The following is a 23,378-nucleotide window of genomic DNA, read 5'->3' as shown; positions in this document are numbered from 1 at the left end:
CGACTCCTAGCGGCTCACCGAGCCGAGAAAACTCAGGATTTCGCGGTTGTAGAGCTCCGGCACCTCCCACCAGGGCGAATGGCCGGAATCGGGCAGGATGGCGAGGTGCGCGCCGGGGATCTTGCTGGCGATCAGGCGCGCATTGGCCGGCGGGGCATAGAGATCGGCATCGCCGGTCAGCACGAGGACCGGAAAGTCGAAGCACTGCAAATCGACCCAGCGGACGCGGTTGGCGAAGCGCAAGGGAACCCGCTCAATGCCCGAGCGCGCCAGCATTACCTTCCAGCGGGCGACACCCTCAGGGCATTGCGCGCGGTAGGACGGGCCGAGCTCGCGGAAATCATGCGGGAGCTGCTCGAACTCAGGCGGCAGCAGCCGATGCAGGACCACCTGATAATCGTCATCGACCAGCCCGACGATGCTGCTGGAGATGACGAAGCTGAGCAGGCGCTGCGGATGCGAGACGGCAAAGTCGGTCGCGACCATGCCGCCGGCGGCGGTGCCGATCAGGTGGAAGCGGTCGAGCGCGAGTGTATCGACCAGCCCGAGGAGATCGGTCGAGGCCGGCGTCGTGGTCGCCGCATCGCCGGCCTCGGAGCCGAAATGCCCGCGCCGGGAATAGCCGATGACGCGGTAGCCGGCTTCGGCGAAGACCGGCCATTGCAGATCCCAGCACTCGCCGCTGCCGGCCGAGGCGTGCAGCAGGACGATGGCCGGCCCAATGCCGCCCGTATCCCAGACCCAGAGCCGGCCGCCGTCGCCGACATCGACTTGGGCTTCGTGCCGGGCGCGGCCTTGGGGGAGGGCGGCGTTCACCGGTTCAGTCCGCCTTGAAGGCGATAGCGTCGGCCTCGATCAGCCAGGCGGGGTTGGCGAGGCCGCCGACCACGAAGGCCGTCGTCGCTGGTGGCTTATCGGAGAAGTAGCCGTTGCGGATGCCGGCATAGCCGATGATTTCCTCGGCGCTGCGGCAATAGGCGGTGATCTTGACGATATCGTCGAAGCCCATGCCAGCCGAGGCGAGGACGGCGCCGATATTCTGCATCATATGGCGGACCTGATCGTCGAAGGCTTCGGGGACGGAGCCGTCGGGCCGCACGCCAACCTGCCCGGCGATGAAGAGCTGGCGGCCAGGGCCACGTGTCTCGACGCCGTGCGAATAGAGATTGCGGGCGGGCGGCGCGATCGAGGCCGGGTTGTGCTGGATCGTGGTCATGGATCGTCTCTCGAACGTGAAGGGTTAGGTGCTCAGGCGCCGACCTGGCTGATGAACTTGGTCGACAGATAGGCTTCGAGCCCCTCCGTGCCGCCTTCGCTGCCGTAGCCGGAATCTTTGATGCCGCCGAACGGGGTCTCGGCCGCAGCGAGGCCGAAATGGTTGATCGAGACCATGCCGCTCTCGAGCCCATCGGCGAATTGCGCGGCGCGCCGGGTCGAGCGGGTGAAGGCGAAGGCGGCGAGGCCAAAGGGCAGAGCATTTGAGCGTTCGATCGCCTCGTCGACCGAGCCGACCCGCAACAGCGCCGCGATCGGCCCGAACGGTTCGTCGCGCATGATGCGAGCGCTGTCTGGGACGTCGGACAGCACGGTCGGCTCGAAGAAGAAGCCCTCATTGCCGATGCGGCGGCCGCCGGTTTCGAGCTTGGCGCCGTGCTGGACGGCATCGGCGACGAAATCCTGTATCGCATCGAGCCGTCGGGCATTGGCGAGCGGGCCCATCTGCGTGCCCTCGGCCGCGCCCGGGCCGACCTTGACCGCCTTGGCCGCTTCTGTGAAGGCGGCGCGGAAGCCGTCATAGATAGCATCTTGCACATAAAAGCGCGTCGGCGAGGCGCAGACTTGGCCGGCATTGCGGAATTTCAGGCCGACGCCCAGCTTCACCACTGCTTCGAGATCGACGTCGTCGCAGACGATGAAGGGGGCATGGCCGCCGAGCTCCATGGTGGCGCGCTTCGCTTGCGCTCCCGCCAGCGCGCCGAGATGCTTGCCAACCGGGACCGAGCCGGTGAACGAGACCTTGCGGATCACCGGCGAGGCGATCAGCCGCTCCGAGATTTCCGCCGGCACGCCGAACAGGATGTTGAGCGCGCCCTCGGGCAGGCCGGCCTCCTGAAAGGCTTTGGCGAGTTCGATGCAGGCCGAGGGCGCCTCTTCCGGCGGCTTGGCGATGATCGAGCAGCCGGCTGCCAGCGCCCCGGCGATCTTGCGGACGAGCTGGGCGAGCGGGAAGTTCCAGGGGCTGAAGGCTGCGACCGGGCCGACCGGCTCCTTCACGACGATCTGGCGCGCGCCGGGAATGCGCGAGGGGATCACCCGGCCATAGGCGCGCCGGCCTTCCTCTGCATACCATTCGATGTGTTCGGGCGCGGTGCCGGCTTCGCCCCGCGCCTCGGCCAGCGGCTTGCCCTGCTCGCGGGTCATATGCTGCGCCATCACCTCGGCGCGCTCGCGGACCAGCGCGGCGGCGCGATGCAGGATGCGCGCGCGTTCGAGCGCGGTCATGGCGCGCCAGGCGGCGAAGCCCTTCCGCGCGGCCTCCAGGGCAGCGTCGACATCGGCGGCCTCGGCGTAACCGAGCTTGCCGATGACCGCACCCGTGGTGGGATCGGCGACATCGCCGGTGCGGGAGCCGGACGGTGTGCGCCAGCTGCCGGCGATGAGAAGGGGCTTGTCGAGCATGATCCGATGTCCTGCGTTGGAAGCTTGGGGCCGCTGCTGCGCGGCCTTGGTGACTGGTCGAAAGAGGAGGGTGGGCGCTATTCGAGCTTGACCCCGATCGAAGCGATCAGCGGTCCCCATTTCGCTCGCTCGGCCTTGATGAAGGCGACGAACTCGTCCGGGGAGGTCGGCGAGGAGATCGCTTCCTGGCTCTCGAACTGCTTCAGCAACTCGTCCGAGCGGAGCGTCGCCAGGGCGGCGGCGTGGATCCGGCTCGACACCTCCGCCGGCATCCCGGCCGGGCCGACCAGTCCGTACCAGTTGTCGGAGACGACCTTGGGAAAGCCAACTTCCGCCGTGGTCGGGACATCCGGTAGGGCCTTGATCCGCTTATCCGTGGTGACCGCCAGAGCATTGACGTTGCCGGCCTGGATCTGCGGCAGCAGTACCGGGATATCGGCCGTGACCATGTCGATATGACCAGCGATCAGGTCGGTCACGGCCGGCGCCGCGCCACGATAGGGCACATGCGTGATGTCGACCCCCGCTTCCGCCTTGAACAGCTCGCTGGCAAGATGGGTGATGCTGCCGAGCCCGGCCGAGCCGAAATTGACCTTGCCCGGATTCTTCTTCGCGTAGGCGACGAGGTCGGCGAGGCTCTTCAGGCCGAGCTTGGCGTTGGTGGTAATCACCTCCGGAACGCGCGACACCAGAGTGAGCGGCGTCAGGCTCGTCTCCCAATCGAACGGCATCTTCGCGACCATGAACGGCACGGTCGAGAGCGCCGCCGCGCCGACCAGAGCGAGCTGGTAGCCGTCCGGCCCTGCTTTCGCGATCGCGTCGATGGCGGGCAGGCCCGCTGCGCCGCCCGGGCGATTGTCGATGACCACCTGCTGGCCGAGCCGGGCGCTCATCCCGCTGGCGAGCGTGCGGGCGAACAGGTCGGCCGGGCCGCCGGCCGCAAAGGTCACGATCAGGCGGATCGGCCTGACGGGATAGCCCTGCGCGCCAGCGCTGCGCGGCGCCAGCATGGCTGCCCCGGCCGTCGCCATGAATCTGCGCCTGTCCATGCCGTTCCTCCTCCCGTTTGTTGGTTTTTCCTGTCCCCGGCTGCGGGGATGGTCACGAAGGCTGCAAGGCGGGTTCGCGCGCGGCTTCGACTGCAGGAAGCCGTGCCAGTGTCGCCCGGTATTCCCCCGCGATCCGCGCCACGAGCTCGCCAGCCGGGACGATGTCGTCGATCAGTCCGGCGCTCTGTCCGGCCTCGACCTTGCCGTCCTCGACGTCGCCGTCGAAGGCGGCGAGCTTCAGCGACGAGCGCTGGAACAGCTCGCGCCGCTCCTCGTCGGGACGCCCGGCGCGCTCGGCTGCCGCCATCGCCTCGGCGAAGCGGTTGCGCAGCACGCGGATCATGCCGAAGCCGCGGCCGACCACCATGGTGTCGGAGACGGAGGCCGTGACGACGCGGCGGCGATAATCGTCATGCAGGCGCGCTTCCGGCGTCGCCATGAAGCGGGTGCCGAGCTGCACGGCGTCGGCGCCAAGGGCGAGCGCGGCCGCAAGGCCATGGCCGTCGGCGATGCCGCCGCCCAGCACGATCGGCAGCTCGGGCACGGCTTTCGCCACGGCCCGCCCGATCACCAGGGTCGAGACCAGTTCGGGCGGCGGGTGGCCGCCAGCCTCGCCGCCGACCACGACGAGGCCGTCGACGCCCTTGGCCGCCGCCTTGGCGGCATGGACCTCGGAGGCGACCACGTGCAGGCAGAGCGCGCCGACCGCCTTGAAGCGATCGAGATAGCGCTCCGGTCCGCCTTGCGAGGCGATGATGACCGGGACGCGTTCGTCCACGAGCAGAGCGAGGATGTCATCGACCTCCTTGCGATAGAGCGGGACGTTGACGGCAAAGGGCCGGTCCGTCTGCGCGCGGACGCCGGCGATCGCCGCCTTGAGGTCGTCGCGCCGCATCGGCCCGGCGGCGATGACGCCGAGCCCGCCCGCGCCCGAGACCGCTGCCGGCAGCGCCGCGCAGGAGGAGGCCCAGCTCATCCCGGCCTGCACGATCGGCAGGTCGATGCCGACCATCCGGGTGAAGCGGGTCTCGATGCGCAAGCTCATGCCACTGCCTCGAGGCCGAAGAGCTGGCGCGCATGGGCGGCGAGCTTGTTCTTCTGGACCTTGGAGCTCGCGGTCATGCCGATCTGGTCGAAGCTCTCGACGATCTCGACATAGCGCGGCACCTTGAAGCCGGCGAGGTGCTCCTTGCTCCAGGCGATGATCTCGTCGGGCGCGAGCGAGGTGCCGCTCGCCAGGATCACGAAGGCGGCGGGCACCTCGATCAAGCGCTTGTCGGGCACGCCGACGACCTGCGCCTGCTGGATGCCGGGATGGCGGTGCAGCACGTTCTCGATATCGGCTGAGGCGACATTCTCGCCGCCGACGCGGATGATGTCCTTGGCCCGCCCGACGAAGGCGAGCCGGCCATCGGGCGCGAGGCGGCCGAGATCGCCGGTGCGGAGCCAGCCGTCTTCGCTGAGAACCGCGCGGGTTTCCTCGGGCTTGGCGTAATAGCCCTGCATCACGTTCCAGCCGCGTGCATAGATCTCGCCGACCTCGCCGGGGCCGGGCTCGGGGCCATCCTCGGTCGCCCGGATCTCGACCTCGACGCCGGGATGGATGCGCATCCAGCCGGCGATCCGGTCGGCGAGCGGGTCCCACCAGGCGGCGGTGCAGATGTTCGGGGAGGCTTCCGACTGGCCGTAGCAGACCGCCATCTCGGTCGCGCCGAGCTGGCGCGCGATACGCTCCATCACCGAGGGCGTCGCCGCGGCCCAGCCGCCACGCAGCGAAAGCTTGCGCTGGGGCAGGTCGGGATGGTCGAGCAGCATCAGGAAGATGGTGTCGTTGCCTGACATCAGCGTGCAGCGCTCCTCCTCCATCAGGCGCAAGGCATCGCCCGGCTCGTAGCGCTCGCAGCTGACGAGGCAGGCGAGATGCTGCAGAGAGGCGATGACCGCGAGCGTGCTGCCGGCGACATGGAAGAAGGGGCGGGGGCTGAAATAGCGCTCGCCCGAGCGCAGGCCGAAGAAGCGGCCGGCGGAATAGGCGTCCCACGTCATGTTGCGATGGGTCAGCACCGCCCCTTTCGGGAAAGAGGTGGTTCCGGAAGTATATTGGATCAGCAGCGGGTCATCCGCTGTCGGCACGGGCTCCGGCACTGGCTGGCCGGCGCCCACCTTGAGGAAGTCGGCGAAGCCGGTTGCGCCCGCCGGGACGGTCTCGCCTAGAACGACGACGCGGGTCAGCTTGGGCAGGGCCGGGTCAGGCAGCTTCGCATCGATCGCCGGGCAGATCTGCCTGATGATCTCGACGAAATCGATCTTGAGCAGCCGGTCGGTCATGAACAGCAGCGAGACGTCCGACTGGCGCAGCGTGTAGGCGATCTCCTCGGCCTTCAGCCTGGTGTTGACCGGTACGGTGACGGCGCCGAGCCGGGCGATGGCGTGGAACAGCACGATCCAGGGGATGCTGTTGCCGAGGCAGATGCCGACATGGTCGCCCTTGCGCACGCCATGCGCGGCGAGGGAGGCGGCGACTTCGTCGACCCGCGCGGCCAGCGCGGCATAGCTGATGCGTTCGCCATTGCAGACGACGGCCTCCTCGTGGCCGGCCAGGCGCACGGCACGCGCCAGTGCCTCGGGCAAGGTGTCGGCGCAGCCGAACAGATCGGATGGCAGCTCGCTGGCGCTCATGAGTTCTTTCCCTGTGCGTCGCGTTCGGCGAAGGCCTCCAGGCCCTTGCGCCATTCGGTGTCGGCGAGCGCGCGCTCGATCGCGGCGAGCTCGATGCGGATGCCGGTGGCGAGATCGGTCTTCTCGCCGAGCTCGATCGACTGCTTGGCAAGGGTCAGTGCCAGCGCCGGCGCCTTGGCGATCTGAGCCAGCAGTTCCGTGACGGTCGCTTCGAGCGCGTCCGGCGCGACGACGCGGTTGACGAGGCCGGCGGCCAGCGCCTCCTCGACCGGCCAGCGCCGCGCGGTGAACAGCAGCTCCTTGGCCAGCCTCTTGCCGACGACGCGCTGCAGGCGCTGCGTCGCGCCGACCGTGCCCCAATGCGCTTCCGGGAAAGTGAAGCTCGTGCGCTCCGATGCGATGATGAAGTCGCAGGCCATGGCGATCTCGCCGCCGGAGCCGACCACGGGCCCGTCGACGACGCAGATCACGGCCTTGCTGGAGCGTTCGATCGCGTCATAGGCGGCGAAGGAGGCGAGCCGGCGCTGCCGGACCCAGATCTCGTCCTTGCCCTTGCGCTCCTTGAGGTCCGCCCCGGCGCAGAACACCGGGCCGGCGCCATCGACACGGACGATGCGGATCGCCGGATCGGCCTCGATCGCCTCGAACACGGCGCGCAATTCGCGGCACATCGTCAGGTCGAGGGCATTGCGCGCCTCGGGGCGGTTGAGCGTCACCCGCAGGATCGGGCCATCGGCGGCGACCGCGAGGCGCTCGAACGCCATTCCGGATAAAAGGCTCTGGCTCATGCGCCGATCTCCTTCAGGCCGAATTCGGCGGCGAGGGCAGCGCTGTCGGCGCCGTGCAGCGGTGGCGTGCCGAGAGACGGGGCGTCATAGCCGGTGAAGCGCAGCGGGTTGCGCAGCGCCGGGAAGGCGCCGGCTGTCGGATGCTGGAACTCCGCCACCATGCCGCGCGCCTGTACATGCGGGTCGGCCAGCGCCTGCGCGACCGTGTTGACCTCACCGGCGGGCACGCCGGCCGCTCGCAGGGCCTCGGCGACATCGGCGCGCTTGCGCCCGGCCAAAACCTCGCGCATCGCCGCCATCACGCGCTCGCGCTGCTTCACCCGCTCGGCATTGCGGGCGAGGGCTGTGTCTGCGGCGAGTTCGTCGAGGCCAAGGACCGAGCAGATCGCCTGCCAATGCTGGTCGCTGCCGCTGATATGGAGCCATTCGTCGCCGGCGCAGGCGAAGGCGGCGGAGGGCACGCGGCCGGGATGCTCGGTGCCGGTGCGCTGCGGGTCCTCGCCGAGGGCGAAGAGGCGCGCTGCGGCGATGGTCAGCAGGCTGATCTGGGTGTCGAGCATCGAGAGATCGACATGGCAGCCCTTGCCGCAGCTGGCGCGGCCGACGAGCCCGGTTAGGATGGCGACGGCGTTCCACAGGCCAGCGGTCAGGTCCGCCATTGGCACGCCGACCTTGGCGGGCGGGCCACCCGGATGGCCTGTCAGCGCCATCACGCCGCTCAGCGCCTGGAAGATCGTGTCGTAGCCGACGCGGTCGCGATAGGGGCCGCTCTGGCCGAAGCCGGTATTGGAGACGTAGACGAGCCCCGGCTTCTCTTGGGAGAGCTCAGCATAGCCCAGCCCCATCTTGTCCATCTGGCCCGGCAGGAAGTTCTCCAGCACGACGTCGGCCTGCAGCGCGAGCCTCTTCGCCGCGGCGCGGCCAGCCGGCGTCTTCAGGTCGAGGACGATCGATTCCTTGCCGCGGTTGAAGGCGAAGAAATAGGCGCTCTCCTCGCCGACGCGCGGCTCCCATTGCCGGGATTCATCGCCCGTGCCGGGACGCTCGACCTTGATGACCCTGGCGCCCATCTCGGCCAGGATCATCGTCGCCATCGGCCCGGCGAGGACGCGCGAAAAGTCGACGATGGTGACGCCGTCGAGCGGTCTCATGCGCCGTCCCCGTCGCGGAAGCTGCGCATCAGCGCGTTGATGTCGCGCCCGGCGGCCATCGCCGCCTCGAAAGGCAGGTCGGCGACGCGGTAGAACAATCGCTTGGTCGCCTCCATTGCGACCGGCTTCACCTTGGCCCAGCCCTCGGCGATGGCGAGCGCCTCGGCCAACACGTCTTCGGGCGCTACGACCTTGTTGACGAAGCCGAGCCGCAGCGCCTCCTCGGCGCCGACCATCCGCCCGGTGCTGACCAGTTCGAAGGCGAGCTTGCGACCGATGGCGCGCTGCAGGCTCGTCATCACGATCGCGGGGACAATGCTGTGGCGTAGCTCGGGATAACCGAATTTCAGGTCGCTGCCGGCGACGACCATGTCGCAGCCGATCGCGGTACCGGCGCCGCCGCCGACCGCGACGCCTTGCACGGCGGCGACGATCGGTTTTGACAGGCCCGGCAGCAGCATGTGCAGGCGCGTGGTCAGGTCGGCGCGAGTGACCACGGCCTTCTGGTTGGCGGGGGTCAGGTCGGCGAATTCCTTGAGGTCGGCGCCGGCGCAGAAGCCGCGCCCGGCACCCGCCAGGACGACCGCCCGGATCGCCTCGTCCGCCTGCGCCGCAAGGAGCGCGTCGAAAAGCGCCTGTGTCAGCGCCGTGTCGAGGGCGTTGAGCTTGTCGGGCCGGTTCATCGTCAGGATGCGGACGGCGCCGCGGGTCTCGACGAGCAGCGGGCTTTGGGTTTGGGACATGGTTCCTCTTTCGGATCAGGCGACGAGGCCGAGCCCGGAGCGGGCGACCATCGAATGGAGCTGGCGACCGAGCACTTCCTCGCAGCGATGCGCGGTCTCGATCAGGGCGGTGAGGTCGAGGCCGGTCGAAACACCCATCGCCTCGAATATGTTGACGAGGTCCTCGGTCGCGACATTGCCGGTGAAGCCGCCGCCATAGACGAGCTGGGCCGGGTGGCCGCCGATGCCGCCGAAGGCGCTGTCGAAATTGCGGATGCCGGCTTCGTAGGCGGCAACGCAATTGGCGAGGCCGGTGCCACGGGTGTTGTGGAAATGCACGATCAGGGTGAGTTCCGGCACGGCCGCGGCGACCGCTTGGAGCAGGGCCTTGGTGGTGCGCGGCGTGGCGAGGCCGGTGGTGTCGCCGAGCGTGACATGGTGTACGCCGAGGGCTGCGAACCTGGCGGCGTCGGCGATGACGGTCGCGGTCTCGACCGGCCCCTCGAACGGGCAGCCGAAGGCGACCGAGATCGTGCCGATCAGGCGGAAACGGCCCTGTGCGGCGGCGACCATCGCCTCGACATTGGCCCATTGCTCGGCCCGCGAGCTCTTGAGGTTGCGCTCGCTATGCGCCTCCGTCGCCGAGACCAGCAGGCTGATCTCGTTGGGTCCATAGCCGGCTTCTGAATCTGCGATGGCGCGGGCGACGGCGCGCGGATTGGGGCAGGTCGCCTTGTAGAAGACCCCGTCCTTGCGCCGGATGCCGGCGAGGACCTCGCTGGCGTCGGCGAAGGCCGGCACGACCTTGGGGTTGGAATAGGAGGTCGCCTCGATCCGCTGGAAGCCGATGGCGGTGAAGGCATCGATCAGCGCGATCTTCTGCCCGCTCGGCAGGAAGACAGGCTCATGCTGCAACCCGTCGCGGGCAAAGCATTCGCAGATGACAACCGCATCGGTCATGGCGTGAGTCCAAAAAAAAACCGGCACACGGACGAGCGGGGTTTCCGCTCCTGCGTGTGCCGGTCCGATTTGTTGTGATCCCGCTGCCTTGAAGGGCGTCGGGGCACAAATCTCCTAGCTGCTTTCAGGTCTATGCCCGTGTCCGGCGCCCCGTCAAGTGGCGAAATTCGGGGCGCTCACCGATGCGCAAGTGGCCGGTTCCTCCCTCACCGGGGCATGGCGGATGCGCGCCACCCGGTTTGACAACTACCGTGCCCGCAGGCATTTTCGGTGCTGTCAGGCGATTGGCGATGGGCCGCTTCGACGGCTGCCCAGACAAGCGATCGAACCGGCTCTTCCCGAAATTTTGCGCGGATGCGAGGCGGTTTTCGGCTGCCTTGAGCCGGCATGCGAGGTGCGCCATGACCGCCAATTCCAATCACGCCAGAGACATCGCCTACCAGCTCCATCCGCAGACGAATTTCTCGCTGCACGAGAAGATCGGCCCGACGATCATCTCCCGCGGCGAGGGCTTCCACGTCTACGACGACGCCGGCAACCGCTATCTCGAAGCCATGGCCGGCCTGTGGTGCGCGGCGCTCGGCTTCAGCGAGAACCGGCTGGCGGAAGCCGCGGCAAAGCAGTTCGCGGCGCTGCCCTACTACCAGAACTTCGCGCACCGGACCTCGGAGCCGGCGATCGCGCTGTCCGAGCGCCTGATCGAGATCGCGCCGGTGCCGATGTCGAAGGTGCTGTTCCAGAGCTCGGGCTCGGAAGCCAACGACACCGCGGTGAAGCTGGCCTGGTATTATTTCCACGCGATCGGCAAGCCGCAGAAGCGCAAGATCATCGCCCGCAAGCGCGCCTATCACGGCACCTCGATCGCTAGCGCCAGCCTGACCGGCCTCCCGCACATCCACCGCGACTTCAACCTGCCGCTCGACGGTTTCCTGCATGTCACCTGCCCGCATTTCTACCGGGAAGGCTTGCCGGGCGAGAGCGAGGAAGCCTTCGCCGACCGCCTCGCCAAGGAGATCGAGGACCTGATCCTGGCGGAAGGGCCGGAGACGGTCGCCGCCTTCTTCGCCGAGCCGGTGATGGGCACGGGCGGCTGCGTCGTGCCGCCGAAGGGCTATTACGAGAAGGTCCAGGCGATCCTGCGGAAATATGAGATACTCTTCGTCGTTGACGAGGTCATCACCGGCTTCGGGCGCACCGGCAACTGGTGGGGTTCGCAGACCTATGACCTCAAGCCGGACATGATCAGCAGCGCCAAAGCGCTGACCGCGGCCTATCAGCCGCTCTCGGCCTTGCTGCTGTCGGAGCCGATCTATCAGGCGATGAAGGAGCAGGGCGACAAGATCGGCGTCTTCGGCCATGGCTATACCTATGGCGGCCACCCAATCGCCTGTGCGGTCGGCCTGGAGGCGTTGACGCTCTACGAGGAGCGCGGGCTGATCGCCGGCGCCCAGGTGTTGGGCGCCCAGCTGGAAGGGCGCCTCAAGGCCTTGCTCGACCATCCGCTCGTCGGCGAGGTCCGCGGCGTCGGCCTGATGTGGGGAATCGAGCTCGTCCGCTCCAAGGCGACGCGGCAGGCCTTCGAGCCCTCGCTGAAGTTCGGCCTGGAGATCCAGCGTCTCGCCTTCGAGAACGGCCTGATCGTGCGGGCGCTCGGCGATACCCTGATCATGACGCCTCCGCTGATCATCACGCCCGAGGGCATCGACGATGCCGTCGACCGCTTCACCAAAGCGCTCGACCTCGGGCTCGATCTGCTGACGACGAAGGGCATTGCGCTGGATAAGGCCGCCTGACGGCAGCCGGATCCATCCTTCTCAGCCGCGATTGTCGCGGATCTGGAAATAGCGCTGCACGGCGGCGCGCGTGGCGACGATCAGCGCCTCGCGCGACGGCGTGTGCACGGCCGTGGAGATCAACCGCTCCAGCGGCGCCATGCCGTTGCTGACGTCGTAGCCGACGATCAGCCGCGAGTAGAACGAGCGTGCGAGCTGGGTGACGAAGGTGGCGTCGACCGCCACGATGACGTTCGTCGCCGGGTCGATCTCGAGCACCACGCCGGCGTGCTTGAACTCCTCGAACATGCTGGTGCCTTTTGGGGCGGCTGAGTAGCCGCTCACCAACACTGTCCTGACATCCGACATGACGTTCCCCTGTTTCGTGCTTGCTTGGCTCGACGGCTCTCACACTCGCCTGCCAGCTGGCAAGGCTGAAAAGACAGGTGCGGGACGACGGTTGACAGGGGTGAAATTCCGGCGCGTACTAAACGAGCTAGGTGATTTGTGCTGGGCCTGCCCCTCTCGCGACGGGCTCCCAGAGGAACAATTCAGACCGGCGCTTTTTCTCCAGGCCGATCCGGCCGGGGTCAAAGCGCCGGTCTTTTTTTGTTCTGGATCACCTCGGCGCAGAACAATTCCGAGGGGTTGGCAATGACCGACAGGACAGACAGCGCAAGGCGCCGACAGATCGCCATGATCGTCGGTGTGGCGATTTCCGCAATGCTTCCCGCTGCCGCGATCGCGCAGGAGACCGTGACTGTAGCCGGCTATGGCGGCGCCATGCGCAAGGGCTTCGATGCGGCGCTGGTCAATCCCGCCGCACAGAAACTCAGCCTCAAGATCCGCAGCGAGACGCATGGTGACCTGCCTTCGATCCGGGTGCAGGTCCAGTCCGGAGCGCCCGCCTGGGATCTCGTGCATCTCGGCGGCGACGAATGCGCTCGCGGCGAGAGCGAGGGGCTGTTCGAACCGCTCGACCTCTCGAAGCTCGACGATGCCTCGATCCCGGCCGCGGCGCGCGGCAAGAGCTGGGTCGCGACCAATTATTATTCCGTGGTCCTGGCCTGGCGCACCGACAAGGTGAAGCAGCCGCCGAAATCCTGGGCCGATTTCTGGGACGTCAAGGCGTTTCCGGGTCGCCGCGCCATCGCCGGTCTCGCCCAGGAGACGCTGGAGATCGCATTGCTCGCCGACGGCGTGCCGAAGGACAAGCTCTATCCGCTCGATGTCGAGCGCGCGCTTGCCGCGATCAAGCGGCTCAAGCCACAGATCGGCGTGTTCTGGACGACGGGCGCCCAGTCGACGCAGCTGATCAAGGATGGCGAGGTCGATCTGATCGCGATCTATGGCAGCCGGGTCTCACCGGTGATCGAGGACGGCAGCGCCGTCAAGTTCACCTATGACCAGGGGCTGCTCGGCTATGGCTGCATCGCCGTTCCCAAGGGCGCCAAGAATGCCGCCAAGGCGAAGGAGCTGGCTTTGGCGATGATCTCGCCCGAGATCCAGGCCAACATCATCGAGAAGATGGACAATTACGGCCCGGTCAACGCCAAGGCCTATGAGGTCCGCAAGTTCACGCCGGAACAGCTCGCCAAGACCAACTCCTCGCCGCAAAACGCTGCCAAGCAGGTGCTGATCGACGCAGCCTGGTGGGCCAAGAACGGCGACAAGGCGGAAGAGGCCTTCAAGTCGGCGATCCTGCAATGAAAGTTCCGGTTTCGATCCGGGGGCTCTCGAAGAAATTCGGTTCGTTCGAGGCTCTCAAGGACATCAATCTCGACATCGCGCCCGGCGAGTTCGTCACGCTGCTCGGCCCCTCCGGCTCGGGCAAGACCACGCTGCTGCAGGTGCTCGCCGGCTTCGTCACCCCGACCAGCGGCAGCATCCTGGTCGCGGGCGAGGAATTGCTGACGAGGCCGCCGCATCAGCGCGAGATCGGCCTCGTCTTCCAGAACTACGCGCTGTTCCCGCACATGAACGTGTTCGAGAACGTCGCCTATCCGCTGAAGCTCCGGCGCCTCTCGCGCAGCGAGATCGAGACCAGGGTGCGCGGCGCGCTCGACATGGTCAGGCTGAGCCAGTTCATCGATCGTCCCGTCGACAAGCTCTCGGGCGGGCAGAAGCAGCGCGTCGCTCTGGCGCGGGCCATCATCTTCGAGCCGCGCATCCTCCTGATGGACGAATCGCTCTCGGCGCTCGACAAGAAGCTGCGCGAGCAGATGCAGATCGAGTTGCGCCATCTGCATGAGCGCCTGCACACGACGACGGTGTTCGTGACGCATGACCAGCGCGAGGCGCTAACCATGTCGGACCGGATCGCCGTGATCAACAACGGCGCCCTGATCCAGTTCGACACGCCGCGCGCGATCTACGACCGACCGAGGACGCGCTTCGTCGCCGATTTCGTGGGGGAGACAACCTTCCTGCCGGTCGAGCTCGGCAGCGGCGGCGCGAGCGTCTTCGGCACGCCCTTGCGCCTGCCCGATCATGCGGGAACATCGACGGCCAATCCGCGGGAAAGCTGGCTGGCGCTGCGGCCGGAAAAACTGGCGATCGGGCCGGTCGCCGGTCCGGAGGCCGAGGTCAACTCGTTTTCCGCCGTGGCGCGCGAGACGATCTTCCAGGGCGACAGCCTGCTAGTGATCGCGGGCTTCCCGGACGGCCAGAACATCGCGGTGCGGCTGGTGCCGCAGGAGGCCAATCGCGGGCTCGTGCCGACCCCGGGCCAGCCGATCCACATCAACGTCCACCGCAATGACAGCATCCTGGTCAGCGGCGATGTCTGAGGCGCGGCCCATGACCGGCTTGATCGCAGCGGCGTCGTCAGACACTGCCGATGCATCCTATTTCGCCAGCGCCGAGCGGCGCGAAGCCTGGTCCTTCGCACTCCTCGCAGTGCCCGGACTCATCGTCATCGGGCTCCTGCTGATCGTCCCGGTCGGTTGGCTCTTCGTCCTCTCCTTCATCGGCAAGGATGGCGGTGTCTCGCTCGAGAACTACGCAAGGCTGGCGCAGCCGGTCTACGTCATCACCTTCGTCACGACCTTCCAGATCGCGGGGATCGTCACGCTCGGCTCGATCCTGCTCGGCTATCCCGTCGCCTATCTGCTCTCGCAGCTCAGCCCAAGGGCGGCGGCGATCTGCATGATCTTCGTGATCCTGCCGTTCTGGACCTCGGTGCTGGTCCGAACCTATGCCTGGCTCGTGCTGCTGCAGCGACGCGGCCTTGTGAACAGCTGGCTGATCAGCCTCGGCATCATCAACGAGCCGATCCCGCTGGTGAACAACTTCATCGGCACCACGATCGGCATGCTGCACGTGCTGCTGCCCTTCATGATCCTGCCGCTCTATTCGAGCATGAAGACCATCGACACCGATTATCTGAAGGCGGCGTCGAGCTGCGGCGCCTCGCCGATGCGAGCCTTCTGGGACGTGTTCTTCCCGCTCAGCCGGCCCGGCCTCTTCGCCGGCACCGTGCTCGTCTTCATCCTGAGCCTCGGCTTCTACCTGACGCCGGCCTTGCTGGGCGGCGGACGGGTCAGCATGTGGTCGATGCAGATCGCCACCAATGTCTCGACCTACAGCAACTGGGGCGCGGCGAGCGCGCTCGGCGTGCTGCTGCTCGTCGTGACCATCGCCATCCTTGCCGCGCTGAACAAGGTGTTCCGCGTCGACAAGCTATACGGGGGCCGCTGATGCTGACCGCCGCCGCCAGCGCCACGCAGATCAGGCACTATCAGAGGCTCTGGCTGTACAGCCTGTGCGCGCTGATCTTCACCTTCCTGATCGTGCCTTGCGTGCTGATCGTGCCGATGTCGTTCTCGGCCTCGAACTATCTCGAGTTCCCGCCGCGAGCCTGGAGCTTGCGCTGGTATCGCGAGTTCTTCGACTCCGCCGAGTGGATGGATGCGCTCTGGCTCTCGCTCAGGGTCGGCGGGCTGACCACGCTGATCGCGACGCCGATCGGGACCGCGGCGGCTTACGGCCTCTCGCAGATGCCGGAGCGATTGACCAAGCCGCTGCGCATGTCCTTCCTGCTGCCGATGATCGTGCCGAACATCCTGGTCGCGATCGGCGTCTTCTTCGTCTTTGCCAAGCTCGGGCTCAACAATACGGTCACCGGCCTCGTGCTCGTTGGCATCATGCTGGCGCTGCCCTTCGTGCTGGTGACGGTGTCGAGCGGGCTGCAATCCTTCGACGGCAATCTGGAGCGGGCGGCGCGCAGCCTCGGCGCGACCAGGTTGAAGGCGTTCCTCACGGTGACCGTGCCGCAGATCAAGAGCTCGATCGCGGCCGGAGCACTCTTCGCCTTTGTCGCCGCCTTCGACGAGGTGGTGATCGCCCTCTACATCTCCAGCGGCGAGAACTCGACCTTGCCGCGCCGGATGTTCGCCAACATCCGCGATCAGGTCGACCCGCTGGTCGCGGCGGTTTCCTCGGTGCTCGTCGTCGCCTCGATCGTGCTGCTGCTCATCGTCCAGATCGCGAAGCGGCCGGAAAAGGGAGCAGCACGATGACGGCCAGATCCGTTTCGAAGCGTGACGACAGGGACGCGACAGAGCTTGACTCGCTCTGCCAGTACGCGATCCAGGGCGTGCATGAAGCCTCCTATCTGGAATTCCTGCGCTTCGCGCCACTGGAGAAGCCGGGCGCCGTGATCAAGGCGACGCTGCATCCCGGCTGCGACCGGATGCGCCTGCCCGCGCATATCGAGGCGCGCGCCGGCTTCTATCTCGTGGATGCGCTTACGGCGGTCTCGCCCTCGACCTGGCCGGACGCCTTCAGTGACGCACGAAGCGTCATGGCTGGCGCCTTGCGCGTCGCGGCGGGCGAGCGGCAGGTTGTCATCCGCTGTGCTGGCAGCGGGCGCCATGCCTATGCCGGACGTGCGGCGCATGGTTGCTACCTCAACCATGCGGCGATCGCGGCGTCCTATCTGCGCGAGAACCTGCCGCGCGTCGCGGTGCTCAGCCTTGGCGAGCACCATGCGAGTGGAACCCAGTCGATCTTCCTGTCGCGTGCCGATGTGCTCTGCCTGTCGGTTCATGGCGATCCCGCCCTGCGCTATCCCTTCTATACCGGCTATGCTGACGAGCATGGCGGCGAGGACGCCGCCGGCGCCAATCTCAATCTCGTCCTCGGGGCCGAGGCCGACGAAAAGGCTGCCGATGCGGCGCTGGCCGAGGCTTGCGAGGCGATCAGGCGCTTCTCGCCCGGCGCGGTCGTGGTCGATATCGAGGCTGGGCTGACGGCGCCGTTCGACCGCCCCGCCCTGTCGGGCCCCGCCGCCGCAGCGCGCAAGCTTTCCGGCGCCCTGAATTGTCCGGTCATGGTGATCGCATGTGAGACCAGCTAGCCGGCCGCGCGCCCTCGACTAGGGCGCTCGGCCCGAACCCGCCTTTTTCATCAACGTCGCAAGGCATTTCGCGGTGTCCTTCCCGCAAGGATGGACACGAGCAAGCGGATGGACCGGCGCCGGCATGCGGACAGCCCGTCCGCGTGCGCGGCGCCGTTTTCACATGGGGAGGAGAAGAAACATGACGCAGTTTTCATCGGGCATGATGACGTCGCGCTTCGCATTCGCTGCCGCCGTGCTGATCGGTTCGGCGCCGGTCGCCATCGCGCAGGAATCCGTCACCTTCGCCGGCTTCGGCGGGCAGTATCAGGGCAGCGTCCGCAAGGCGCTGTTCGACCCGGCCGGCAAGAAGCTTGGCGTGCGCGTCCGCGAGGAGAGCCATAGCGGGCTCGCCAGCGTCAGGGTGCAGGTTCAGTCCGGCAAGCCGGGCTGGGATATCGTACAGCTGGGCGAGGCCGATTGCGCCCGCGGCCAGAGCGAAGGGCTGTTCGAGCCGCTCGACTATTCGAAGATCGATACGACCGGCATCGCGCCGCTGGCCCGCGGAACGGCCTATATCGGCAGCAACTACGTCTCGACCGTGCTGGCCTGGCAGAAGGACAAGTACAAGGACAAGCCGCCGCGCAACTGGAAGGATTTCTGGGATCCCAAGGCGTTCCCGGGCCGGCGGGCGATGCACATCTACCCGCAGGAGAGCATGGAGGTCGCGCTCCTCGCCGATGGGGTCGACAAGGACAAGCTCTACCCGCTCGACGCCGACCGGGCCCTGGCTTCGCTGGCGAAGCTGAAGCCTTCGATCGACGTGTTCTGGCAATCGGGCGCCCAGGCCGCACAGCTGCTGAAGGATGGCGAGGTCGACATGATCGTGATCTGGGGCAGCCGGGTCGCGAGCGTGCTGGCCGACGGCGCGCCGGTCGACTTCACCTATGACCAGGCCCTGCTCGGCTTCGGCTGCTTCGGCATTCCCAAGGGTGCCGCCAACGCCGCCGCCGCGCAGCGCATGATCGCGCAGATGGTCACGCCCGAGATCCAGGCCAACATCCCCGATGTGCTGCCCTATTACGGGCCGATCAACGAGCGCGCCTTTGCAGCCAAGCAGTTCTCGGCGGAGGCGCTGGCGAAGGCCAATTCCTCGCCGCAGAACAAGGATCGCCAGGCGCCGCTCCAGCCTGCCTGGTGGGCCGACAATATCGCCAGCGTGCAGGAGCGCTACCAGGCGCTGATCGCGAAGTGAGCCTTTGAGGACTGCCTGAGATGAAGACGATCTTCCATCCTGACCAGTACGGTCATCTCGTGCGCACCCGGCTCTCGGGCGGGGCGCTCACCACGGCGCTGGAAGTGCCGGACCGGGCGCGCGTTCTGCTCGCGGCGGCCGAGGGCTGTACCGAGGCCGTGGTCGCGCCGGGGCCGGCCGACCTCGCGCTGATCCGGCGCGTCCACGACGCCGATTATCTCGCCTTCCTCGAAACCGGCTTCGCCGCCTGGAAGCAGCGCTTCCCGGCGAGCGAGGAACTGCGCCCGAGCCTGCATCCCAACGCCTATATGCGGCGCCTTCCGCAGGACCTGCTCGGACGGGCCGGCTACTACATCGCCGATGCGGCGAGCGTCCTGCTCGCCGACAGCTGGGCCGCGATCCTTGCCAGCGGCGCGACGGCAATTGACGCAACGGTACGGGTCCTGAACGGCGAGCGGGCGGCCTATGCGCTGTGCCGGCCGCCGGGGCATCACGCCTATTGCGACCAGGCCTGCGGCTACTGCTTCCTCAACAATACGGCGCTGGCGGCGACGTTGGCGCGCGATCACGTCGAACGCGTCAGCATCCTCGATATTGACGTGCACCACGGCAATGGCACGCAGGCGCTGTTCTATGATCGCGCCGACGTCCAGACCATTTCCGTCCATGCCGACCCGGCGACGGTCTACCCGTTCTATGCCGGCTATGCCGACGAGGTCGGTGAAGGCGCTGGCGAGGGCTTCAACCTCAACCTTCCGGTTCCGGAGCGGGCCGACGACGAGGTCTATCTCACCGCCGTCCGGCATGCGGTCGAGCAGGCGAAGGTGTTCTCTCCCGATGTCCTGGTGATCGCGCTCGGTCTCGATCCCTCGGTGGCCGATCCTTTCGCCTGCACCGCTGTGACGACCGAAGGCTTCCAACGCATGGGCGAGAGCCTGGCGAGCTTGCGGCGGCCGACGGTGATCATCCAGGAAGGCGGTTATCCCTCGCCGGTGCTGGGGACCAATCTCGCGGCGTTCCTGACCGGCTTCCAGGAGGCGATGGCGTGAGCGGCGTTGCTGCGCCCGCGCTGGACGACGCGCTGATGGCGCCGCTACCACAGTTCGCCGGCGATGAACCGGCGCAGGTTCTTCGCGAGCATTTCGGGATCAGCGGCTCGTTCGCGCGGATCAGCGGCGAGCGCGATCTCAACCTCCATGTCCGCGGCGCGGATGGCAGGGACTACGTCTTCAAGGTCTGCGGCGACTCCGACAGCGCGGAGGAGCTCACCTTCCAGAACGCGGCGCTCACCCATCTGGCGCGGACCGATCCGGCCCTGCCGGTGCCGCGCGTGGTCGCCGCACGCGATGGCAGCACCATCGTGGCGCATGAAAGTGGCGGCCGGCGCCATCTGATGCGCGTCCTGACCTATCTGCCGGGCGAGCCGGCGCTCGGCAGCACGCTGTCGCGGGCCCAGCGCGTCGAGGTCGGCATGCTGGCGGCCCGGCTCGATCGCGCTCTGGCCGATTTCGATCATCCCGGAGCCAACCGGGCCTTCATCTGGGACCTCGTCCACTTCGCCAGCCTGCGCGAGAAGATCGCCTTCCTCGATACCGACCAGCGCAAGGCCCTGGCGGAGCGGGTGCTCGACCGCTTTGCCGAGCGCGTCGTGCCGCTGCTGCCGGCGCTGCCCCGGCAGGTCATCCATAACGACCTCAACCAGAACAACCTCCTGCTGCGGCCGCAGGACGGGGCGGTCTCCGGCATCATCGATTTCGGCGACATGATCAGGACGATCCGCGTCGCCGAGGTCGCGATCGCGGCTGCGCATCTCATCTATCGCGAGGCCGACCCGGTGAGCGCGATGGCGCAGGTGGTAAAGGGCTATGCCCGAGTCTTGCCGATCGAGGCCAGCGAGATCGCGGTGCTGCCGGTTCTCATTCAGGCGCGGCTCGCGACCCGCGAGCTCATCGTCTCGTGGCGCCGCCAGGCCAATCCCGCCGCGACCACCTCCTATCGCGACGATGTCAGCCGCTTCGGCTGGGAGGCGCTCGCCCGCTGCGACGCGCTGCCTCCGGCCGAACTCCACGCTCGCCTCGCCGAGGCCGCCGGCCTCGGCAATCACTGACAGTCTCTCCCGGAAAGAAGCCCGCCATGTACGATACGCTGATGGAACGCCGCGCCCGCCTGCTCGGGCCGATGTACAAGCAATTCTACCAGGCTCCGTTCGTGCCGGTGCGCGGCGAGGGCGTCTGGGTGACCGATGAGAGCGGCAAGCGCTATCTCGACGCCTACAACAACGTCCCGCATGTCGGCCATTGCCATCCCAGGGTGGTCGAGGCGGCGAGCCGCCAGCTCGCGACCTTCAACTCCAACACCCGCTATCCCAGCGAGCTGATCGTCGACTATGCCGAGCGCCTCGCCGAGACCATGCCGGACCCGCTCAAGGTCTGCATGTTCGTCTGCTCGGGGACCGAGGCGAACGAGCTAGCCTGGCGGATCGCCATGGCCAATTCCGGGGGCAGCGGCGCGCTGATCACCCGCTCTGCCTTCCACGGCAACTCGACCATCATCGGCGCGCTCGATTCCTCGACGATCCCCGCCGAGCGCCAGCAGGGCTGGGTCGCGACCGTGCCAGCCCCCGAGCACCGCGGCACCGGCGACCGGACCCCGAAGCTGACGGCCTCGGACTATACCGAGCAGTACCGCGGGGCGATCGCCGGGCTCGCCGAACGCGGGCACCGGTCGGCGGCGTTGTTCGCCTGCCCGGTCTTCGCCAGCGACGGTCTCTACAGCCCGCCCGCCGGCTACCTCGATGAAGCGATCGCCGAGGTCCGCAAGTCCGGCGCATTGATCATCGCCGACGAGGTCCAGTCGGCGCTCGGCCGCACTGGCACGCATTTCTGGGGCTTCCAGCACGCCGGGGTCGTGCCTGACATCGTCACCATGGCCAAACCCATGGGCAACGGGCTGCCGCTCGCCGTCGTCATCACCCGCCGCGAGCTGGTCGAAGGCTTCCTTAGGACAGAACGCTACTTCAACACCTTCGGAGGCAATCAGGTCGTCGCCGCCGCCGGCATCGCCGTTCTCGACGTGCTGCGCGACGAGGGTTTGCAGGAGAACGCGCTTCAGGTCGGAGCCTATTTGCGCCAGCGCCTCGCAGGGCTGATGGAGAAGGACGAGCGCATCGGCGATGTCCGCGGCACCGGCCTGTTCGTCGGTGTGGAGATCGTGAAGGATCGCGCCGGATATGCGCCCGCGCCGGAGACGGCCCGCGCCTTGATCGAGGGCCTGATGCAGCGCGGCGTCCTTGTCGGCATCACCGGCGGCGGCCGCAACCTGCTCAAGATCCGTCCGCCGATGGTCTTTTCGCGGGAGAATGCCGACCAGCTGGTCACAGCGCTGGAGCAGACGCTCGAGGCGACGAGGCGGTAGGCGTACCACAAGGCGGCACCCTGGCGGTGCGCGCATTCAATCTGCTCGATCACCTGAGCTGTCGCGACATCAAGGCCCGGACTTCGCCGCAGACGCTCCGATCACCAGCGCAAAAGCCGGGGAAGCGCCAGTGCGCTGACGCCGGCAACCAGCGCAACGGCGAGCGTATACCAGATCGCCAGGAACGGAATCGTGTCGTCCGGACAATGCAAGGCATAAGCGACTGCAGCCAGTCCACCGGACGCAAGCCCGGCGGAGGCGCCGGTCAAGCGCCCGTCGATCGGTGCACCGCGGCGGGCCAACAGCAGAAGGACGGCTAGTGGTAGCAGCGCATAGAGTGGCACGTTGACGAGGCAACTGCGCCAATAGCGACCGAAGATCAGTGAATTCCACTGCTCGGCTGGCGCCTGGGCTAATGTGAGCAGGGCAAAGCCGGCGATCAGCGCGGCCGGAATCGCGGCCAGAGGCAACAAGCGCCGCGGCTGCAGCCCAGGCCGCAAGCTCTGCTGGAACAGGATGAGGGCGATCACGGCGATGCTGCCGCCGAAGAGCAGCTTGGCGATGACCGGCATCGTCATGATTGCAGCCGCCAGATCCGGACGTACGCCGAGCGTGTTGACGAGCACCGTCGCGGTGACGCCGAGCGCCGCCGCCGCCGCGAGCCAGGTCGCGTGGCGCAGCCGGCCGGTGTCCACCGGCTGGTGGCTCGCGGCCATGAGGGAGATCAACTCGTCGGTCTTCATGTCCAATTCCGCCCAGGGGCTGGTTTAAGGGAATTCGCCGCAAGCCGGCGAAAGGTTACGCTGCTGCTGATCTCCGAGCCGGTCACGGCGAGCGCCCGCGCCGCGATAGGAACTTCGCCATCGCCTGAAGGCCGCGATGGATCGCGACCTTGGCTGCCGTTTCGGTCATTCCCGCAGCGCCTGCTGCCTCGGCGACGCTCGCGCCCTGCAGCTTGACCTGCTCGACCAGGCGGCGCGTCCGCTCCGGTAGCGCCTGCATGGCGCGCTCGAGGTCGAGCCTTGCGTCGGCCGCACCGCTTTCGGGCGCTGCGAGCTGATAGACCTCGTCATCGAGCGGCAGGTTCCCGGCATGGCGGCCGGTTCGGCGCAGATGGTCGACGAGCTTGTAGCGCGCGATCGCATGCGCCCAGGCGGTCACCGGGCTCGACGGCTCATAGGTATGGCGGGAGAGATGCAGCGCCAGCAGCGTTTCCTGCAGAACGTCCTCGGCCTCGCTCGGCTCGCTGCGGCCGGTGCGCGCCAGCAGCCGGCGCAGATAACCGCGTAGACGGGTGCTGATCGTATCGAGGAAGACCTTGTAGGCCGCGGCATCGCCGGCGAGCGCGGCGAGGAATATAGGCCGAAGCTCGGTTTCGAGGTCGTCCAGCGACAAGGCTTGCTTTTCCGAGGATGCACGAACTCGCCAATGCGTGCCATGGCGCGGGCCGGCTCACAAGCCGGCGCTGCCTTTCGGCACCCTGGCCGGGCTCATATCCAAAGAGCCTGTAACCAAACCCCCTCCGATTGCGATCTCGTCAGCAAGCCGCTGCAGCGGCCGGCGGAGAGAGT

23 protein-coding genes are annotated in these 23,378 nt (G+C 67.5%); 10 read left to right on the top strand and 13 right to left on the bottom strand.

The window, feature by feature from the left end:
- Window positions 1–6: 6 nt before the first annotated feature.
- The 10 genes from BLM15_RS17905 to BLM15_RS17860 all read right to left on the bottom strand — a co-directional run bounded on the left by BLM15_RS17905 (window position 7) and on the right by BLM15_RS17860 (window position 10,028).
- Window positions 7–816, bottom strand: a complete 810-nt coding sequence (locus BLM15_RS17905) for an alpha/beta fold hydrolase (RefSeq protein WP_126114021.1) — start codon at window positions 814–816, stop codon at window positions 7–9.
- A 4-nt stretch (window positions 817–820) separates the two neighbouring features.
- The gene (locus BLM15_RS17900) at window positions 821–1,216 is read right to left on the bottom strand and encodes a RidA family protein (RefSeq protein ID WP_126114020.1); all 396 of its coding nucleotides are present in this window, start codon (window positions 1,214–1,216) and stop codon (window positions 821–823) included.
- A gap of 32 nt (window positions 1,217–1,248) precedes the next feature.
- Window positions 1,249–2,682 carry an NAD-dependent succinate-semialdehyde dehydrogenase gene (locus BLM15_RS17895; protein ID WP_126116243.1) on the bottom strand — a complete coding sequence of 478 codons (1,434 nt, stop codon included), beginning with the start codon at window positions 2,680–2,682 and terminating at the stop codon, window positions 1,249–1,251.
- Between the two features lie 74 nt (window positions 2,683–2,756).
- Window positions 2,757–3,728 (bottom strand): Bug family tripartite tricarboxylate transporter substrate binding protein, encoded by a 972-nt coding sequence (locus BLM15_RS17890; RefSeq protein ID WP_126114019.1) that lies wholly within the window; start codon window positions 3,726–3,728, stop codon window positions 2,757–2,759.
- A gap of 52 nt (window positions 3,729–3,780) precedes the next feature.
- Window positions 3,781–4,773, bottom strand: a complete 993-nt coding sequence (locus BLM15_RS17885; protein ID WP_126114018.1) for an NAD(P)H-dependent flavin oxidoreductase — start codon at window positions 4,771–4,773, stop codon at window positions 3,781–3,783.
- On the bottom strand, window positions 4,770–6,407 hold the full coding sequence (locus BLM15_RS17880; RefSeq protein WP_126114017.1) for an AMP-binding protein: 1,638 nt from the start codon (window positions 6,405–6,407) through the stop codon (window positions 4,770–4,772). Before BLM15_RS17880 ends, BLM15_RS17885 begins: the two co-directional genes overlap by 4 nt.
- On the bottom strand, window positions 6,404–7,195 hold the full coding sequence (locus tag BLM15_RS17875) for an enoyl-CoA hydratase/isomerase family protein (RefSeq protein WP_236846338.1): 792 nt from the start codon (window positions 7,193–7,195) through the stop codon (window positions 6,404–6,406). Before BLM15_RS17875 ends, BLM15_RS17880 begins: the two co-directional genes overlap by 4 nt.
- Window positions 7,192–8,346: a CaiB/BaiF CoA transferase family protein gene (locus BLM15_RS17870; protein WP_126114016.1), complete on the bottom strand. Its 1,155-nt coding sequence runs from the start codon at window positions 8,344–8,346 to the stop codon at window positions 7,192–7,194. The genes BLM15_RS17875 and BLM15_RS17870 overlap by 4 nt, the downstream gene beginning before the upstream one ends.
- Window positions 8,343–9,089, bottom strand: a complete 747-nt coding sequence (locus BLM15_RS17865) for an enoyl-CoA hydratase/isomerase family protein (protein ID WP_126114015.1) — start codon at window positions 9,087–9,089, stop codon at window positions 8,343–8,345. The genes BLM15_RS17870 and BLM15_RS17865 overlap by 4 nt, the downstream gene beginning before the upstream one ends.
- Before the next feature lie 15 nt (window positions 9,090–9,104).
- Window positions 9,105–10,028: a hydroxymethylglutaryl-CoA lyase gene (locus tag BLM15_RS17860; protein ID WP_126114014.1), complete on the bottom strand. Its 924-nt coding sequence runs from the start codon at window positions 10,026–10,028 to the stop codon at window positions 9,105–9,107.
- A 401-nt stretch (window positions 10,029–10,429) separates the two neighbouring features.
- Between BLM15_RS17860 and BLM15_RS17855 the strand changes: the two genes are divergently transcribed.
- Window positions 10,430–11,821 carry an aminotransferase gene (locus BLM15_RS17855; RefSeq protein WP_126114013.1) on the top strand — a complete coding sequence of 464 codons (1,392 nt, stop codon included), beginning with the start codon at window positions 10,430–10,432 and terminating at the stop codon, window positions 11,819–11,821.
- 21 nt (window positions 11,822–11,842) lie between these two features.
- Here BLM15_RS17855 and BLM15_RS17850 read toward each other — a convergent pair whose 3' ends face one another.
- Window positions 11,843–12,145, bottom strand: a complete 303-nt coding sequence (locus tag BLM15_RS17850) for a DUF3870 domain-containing protein (protein ID WP_164547553.1) — start codon at window positions 12,143–12,145, stop codon at window positions 11,843–11,845.
- Between the two features lie 309 nt (window positions 12,146–12,454).
- Between BLM15_RS17850 and BLM15_RS17845 the strand changes: the two genes are divergently transcribed.
- The 9 genes from BLM15_RS17845 to BLM15_RS17805 all read left to right on the top strand — a co-directional run bounded on the left by BLM15_RS17845 (window position 12,455) and on the right by BLM15_RS17805 (window position 21,807).
- Window positions 12,455–13,510 carry an ABC transporter substrate-binding protein gene (locus BLM15_RS17845; protein ID WP_126114012.1) on the top strand — a complete coding sequence of 352 codons (1,056 nt, stop codon included), beginning with the start codon at window positions 12,455–12,457 and terminating at the stop codon, window positions 13,508–13,510.
- Complete coding sequence (locus BLM15_RS17840) at window positions 13,507–14,589, top strand: ABC transporter ATP-binding protein (protein WP_126114011.1); 1,083 nt, start codon at window positions 13,507–13,509, stop codon at window positions 14,587–14,589. The genes BLM15_RS17845 and BLM15_RS17840 overlap by 4 nt, the downstream gene beginning before the upstream one ends.
- A gap of 10 nt (window positions 14,590–14,599) precedes the next feature.
- On the top strand, window positions 14,600–15,499 hold the full coding sequence (locus BLM15_RS17835) for an ABC transporter permease (protein WP_126114010.1): 900 nt from the start codon (window positions 14,600–14,602) through the stop codon (window positions 15,497–15,499).
- The gene (locus BLM15_RS17830) at window positions 15,499–16,320 is read left to right on the top strand and encodes an ABC transporter permease (protein WP_126114009.1); all 822 of its coding nucleotides are present in this window, start codon (window positions 15,499–15,501) and stop codon (window positions 16,318–16,320) included. Before BLM15_RS17835 ends, BLM15_RS17830 begins: the two co-directional genes overlap by 1 nt.
- Window positions 16,317–17,159 (top strand): arginase family protein, encoded by an 843-nt coding sequence (locus BLM15_RS17825; protein WP_126114008.1) that lies wholly within the window; start codon window positions 16,317–16,319, stop codon window positions 17,157–17,159. Before BLM15_RS17830 ends, BLM15_RS17825 begins: the two co-directional genes overlap by 4 nt.
- 181 nt (window positions 17,160–17,340) lie before the next feature.
- Entirely contained in the window at window positions 17,341–18,393 is a 1,053-nt protein-coding gene (locus BLM15_RS17820; protein ID WP_164547551.1) for an ABC transporter substrate-binding protein, read from the top strand.
- A gap of 20 nt (window positions 18,394–18,413) precedes the next feature.
- A complete protein-coding gene (locus BLM15_RS17815) occupies window positions 18,414–19,442 on the top strand; it encodes a histone deacetylase family protein (protein WP_126114006.1) in 1,029 nt (342 codons plus the stop codon).
- Window positions 19,439–20,500: a phosphotransferase gene (locus BLM15_RS17810; RefSeq protein ID WP_126114005.1), complete on the top strand. Its 1,062-nt coding sequence runs from the start codon at window positions 19,439–19,441 to the stop codon at window positions 20,498–20,500. The genes BLM15_RS17815 and BLM15_RS17810 overlap by 4 nt, the downstream gene beginning before the upstream one ends.
- 26 nt (window positions 20,501–20,526) lie before the next feature.
- Window positions 20,527–21,807: an aspartate aminotransferase family protein gene (locus BLM15_RS17805; protein WP_206438534.1), complete on the top strand. Its 1,281-nt coding sequence runs from the start codon at window positions 20,527–20,529 to the stop codon at window positions 21,805–21,807.
- A 101-nt stretch (window positions 21,808–21,908) separates the two neighbouring features.
- Here the strand turns inward: BLM15_RS17805 and BLM15_RS17800 are convergent, their stop codons facing one another.
- Both BLM15_RS17800 and BLM15_RS17795 read right to left on the bottom strand, forming a co-directional pair.
- Window positions 21,909–22,550 carry an NrsF family protein gene (locus tag BLM15_RS17800; protein WP_126114004.1) on the bottom strand — a complete coding sequence of 214 codons (642 nt, stop codon included), beginning with the start codon at window positions 22,548–22,550 and terminating at the stop codon, window positions 21,909–21,911.
- An 82-nt stretch (window positions 22,551–22,632) separates the two neighbouring features.
- Window positions 22,633–23,202 carry a sigma-70 family RNA polymerase sigma factor gene (locus BLM15_RS17795; protein ID WP_236846337.1) on the bottom strand — a complete coding sequence of 190 codons (570 nt, stop codon included), beginning with the start codon at window positions 23,200–23,202 and terminating at the stop codon, window positions 22,633–22,635.
- Window positions 23,203–23,378 lie beyond the last annotated feature (176 nt).

The organism is Bosea sp. Tri-49 (genome assembly GCF_003952665.1).
GTDB lineage: Bacteria > Pseudomonadota > Alphaproteobacteria > Rhizobiales > Beijerinckiaceae > Allobosea.
The sequence above is the reverse complement of the archived record's forward strand: the minus strand, read 5'-3'. Positions and strand labels throughout refer to the sequence as shown.

What these genes read in the sequence shown, in the direction of transcription:
- BLM15_RS17900 (WP_126114020.1), bottom strand. Translation starts at nt 1,216, where the DNA reads ATGACCACGATCCAGCACAACCCGGCCTCGATCGCGCCGCCCGCCCGC.
- BLM15_RS17890 (WP_126114019.1), bottom strand. Translation starts at nt 3,728, where the DNA reads ATGGACAGGCGCAGATTCATGGCGACGGCCGGGGCAGCCATGCTGGCG.
- BLM15_RS17885 (WP_126114018.1), bottom strand. Translation starts at nt 4,773, where the DNA reads ATGAGCTTGCGCATCGAGACCCGCTTCACCCGGATGGTCGGCATCGAC.
- BLM15_RS17880 (WP_126114017.1), bottom strand. Translation starts at nt 6,407, where the DNA reads ATGAGCGCCAGCGAGCTGCCATCCGATCTGTTCGGCTGCGCCGACACC.
- BLM15_RS17875 (WP_236846338.1), bottom strand. Translation starts at nt 7,195, where the DNA reads ATGAGCCAGAGCCTTTTATCCGGAATGGCGTTCGAGCGCCTCGCGGTC.
- BLM15_RS17870 (WP_126114016.1), bottom strand. Translation starts at nt 8,346, where the DNA reads ATGAGACCGCTCGACGGCGTCACCATCGTCGACTTTTCGCGCGTCCTC.
- BLM15_RS17865 (WP_126114015.1), bottom strand. Translation starts at nt 9,089, where the DNA reads ATGTCCCAAACCCAAAGCCCGCTGCTCGTCGAGACCCGCGGCGCCGTC.
- BLM15_RS17860 (WP_126114014.1), bottom strand. Translation starts at nt 10,028, where the DNA reads ATGACCGATGCGGTTGTCATCTGCGAATGCTTTGCCCGCGACGGGTTG.
- BLM15_RS17855 (WP_126114013.1), top strand. Translation starts at nt 10,430, where the DNA reads ATGACCGCCAATTCCAATCACGCCAGAGACATCGCCTACCAGCTCCAT.
- BLM15_RS17845 (WP_126114012.1), top strand. Translation starts at nt 12,455, where the DNA reads ATGACCGACAGGACAGACAGCGCAAGGCGCCGACAGATCGCCATGATC.
- BLM15_RS17840 (WP_126114011.1), top strand. Translation starts at nt 13,507, where the DNA reads ATGAAAGTTCCGGTTTCGATCCGGGGGCTCTCGAAGAAATTCGGTTCG.
- BLM15_RS17835 (WP_126114010.1), top strand. Translation starts at nt 14,600, where the DNA reads ATGACCGGCTTGATCGCAGCGGCGTCGTCAGACACTGCCGATGCATCC.
- BLM15_RS17830 (WP_126114009.1), top strand. Translation starts at nt 15,499, where the DNA reads ATGCTGACCGCCGCCGCCAGCGCCACGCAGATCAGGCACTATCAGAGG.
- BLM15_RS17825 (WP_126114008.1), top strand. Translation starts at nt 16,317, where the DNA reads ATGACGGCCAGATCCGTTTCGAAGCGTGACGACAGGGACGCGACAGAG.
- BLM15_RS17820 (WP_164547551.1), top strand. Translation starts at nt 17,341, where the DNA reads ATGACGCAGTTTTCATCGGGCATGATGACGTCGCGCTTCGCATTCGCT.
- BLM15_RS17815 (WP_126114006.1), top strand. Translation starts at nt 18,414, where the DNA reads ATGAAGACGATCTTCCATCCTGACCAGTACGGTCATCTCGTGCGCACC.
- BLM15_RS17805 (WP_206438534.1), top strand. Translation starts at nt 20,527, where the DNA reads ATGTACGATACGCTGATGGAACGCCGCGCCCGCCTGCTCGGGCCGATG.
- BLM15_RS17800 (WP_126114004.1), bottom strand. Translation starts at nt 22,550, where the DNA reads ATGAAGACCGACGAGTTGATCTCCCTCATGGCCGCGAGCCACCAGCCG.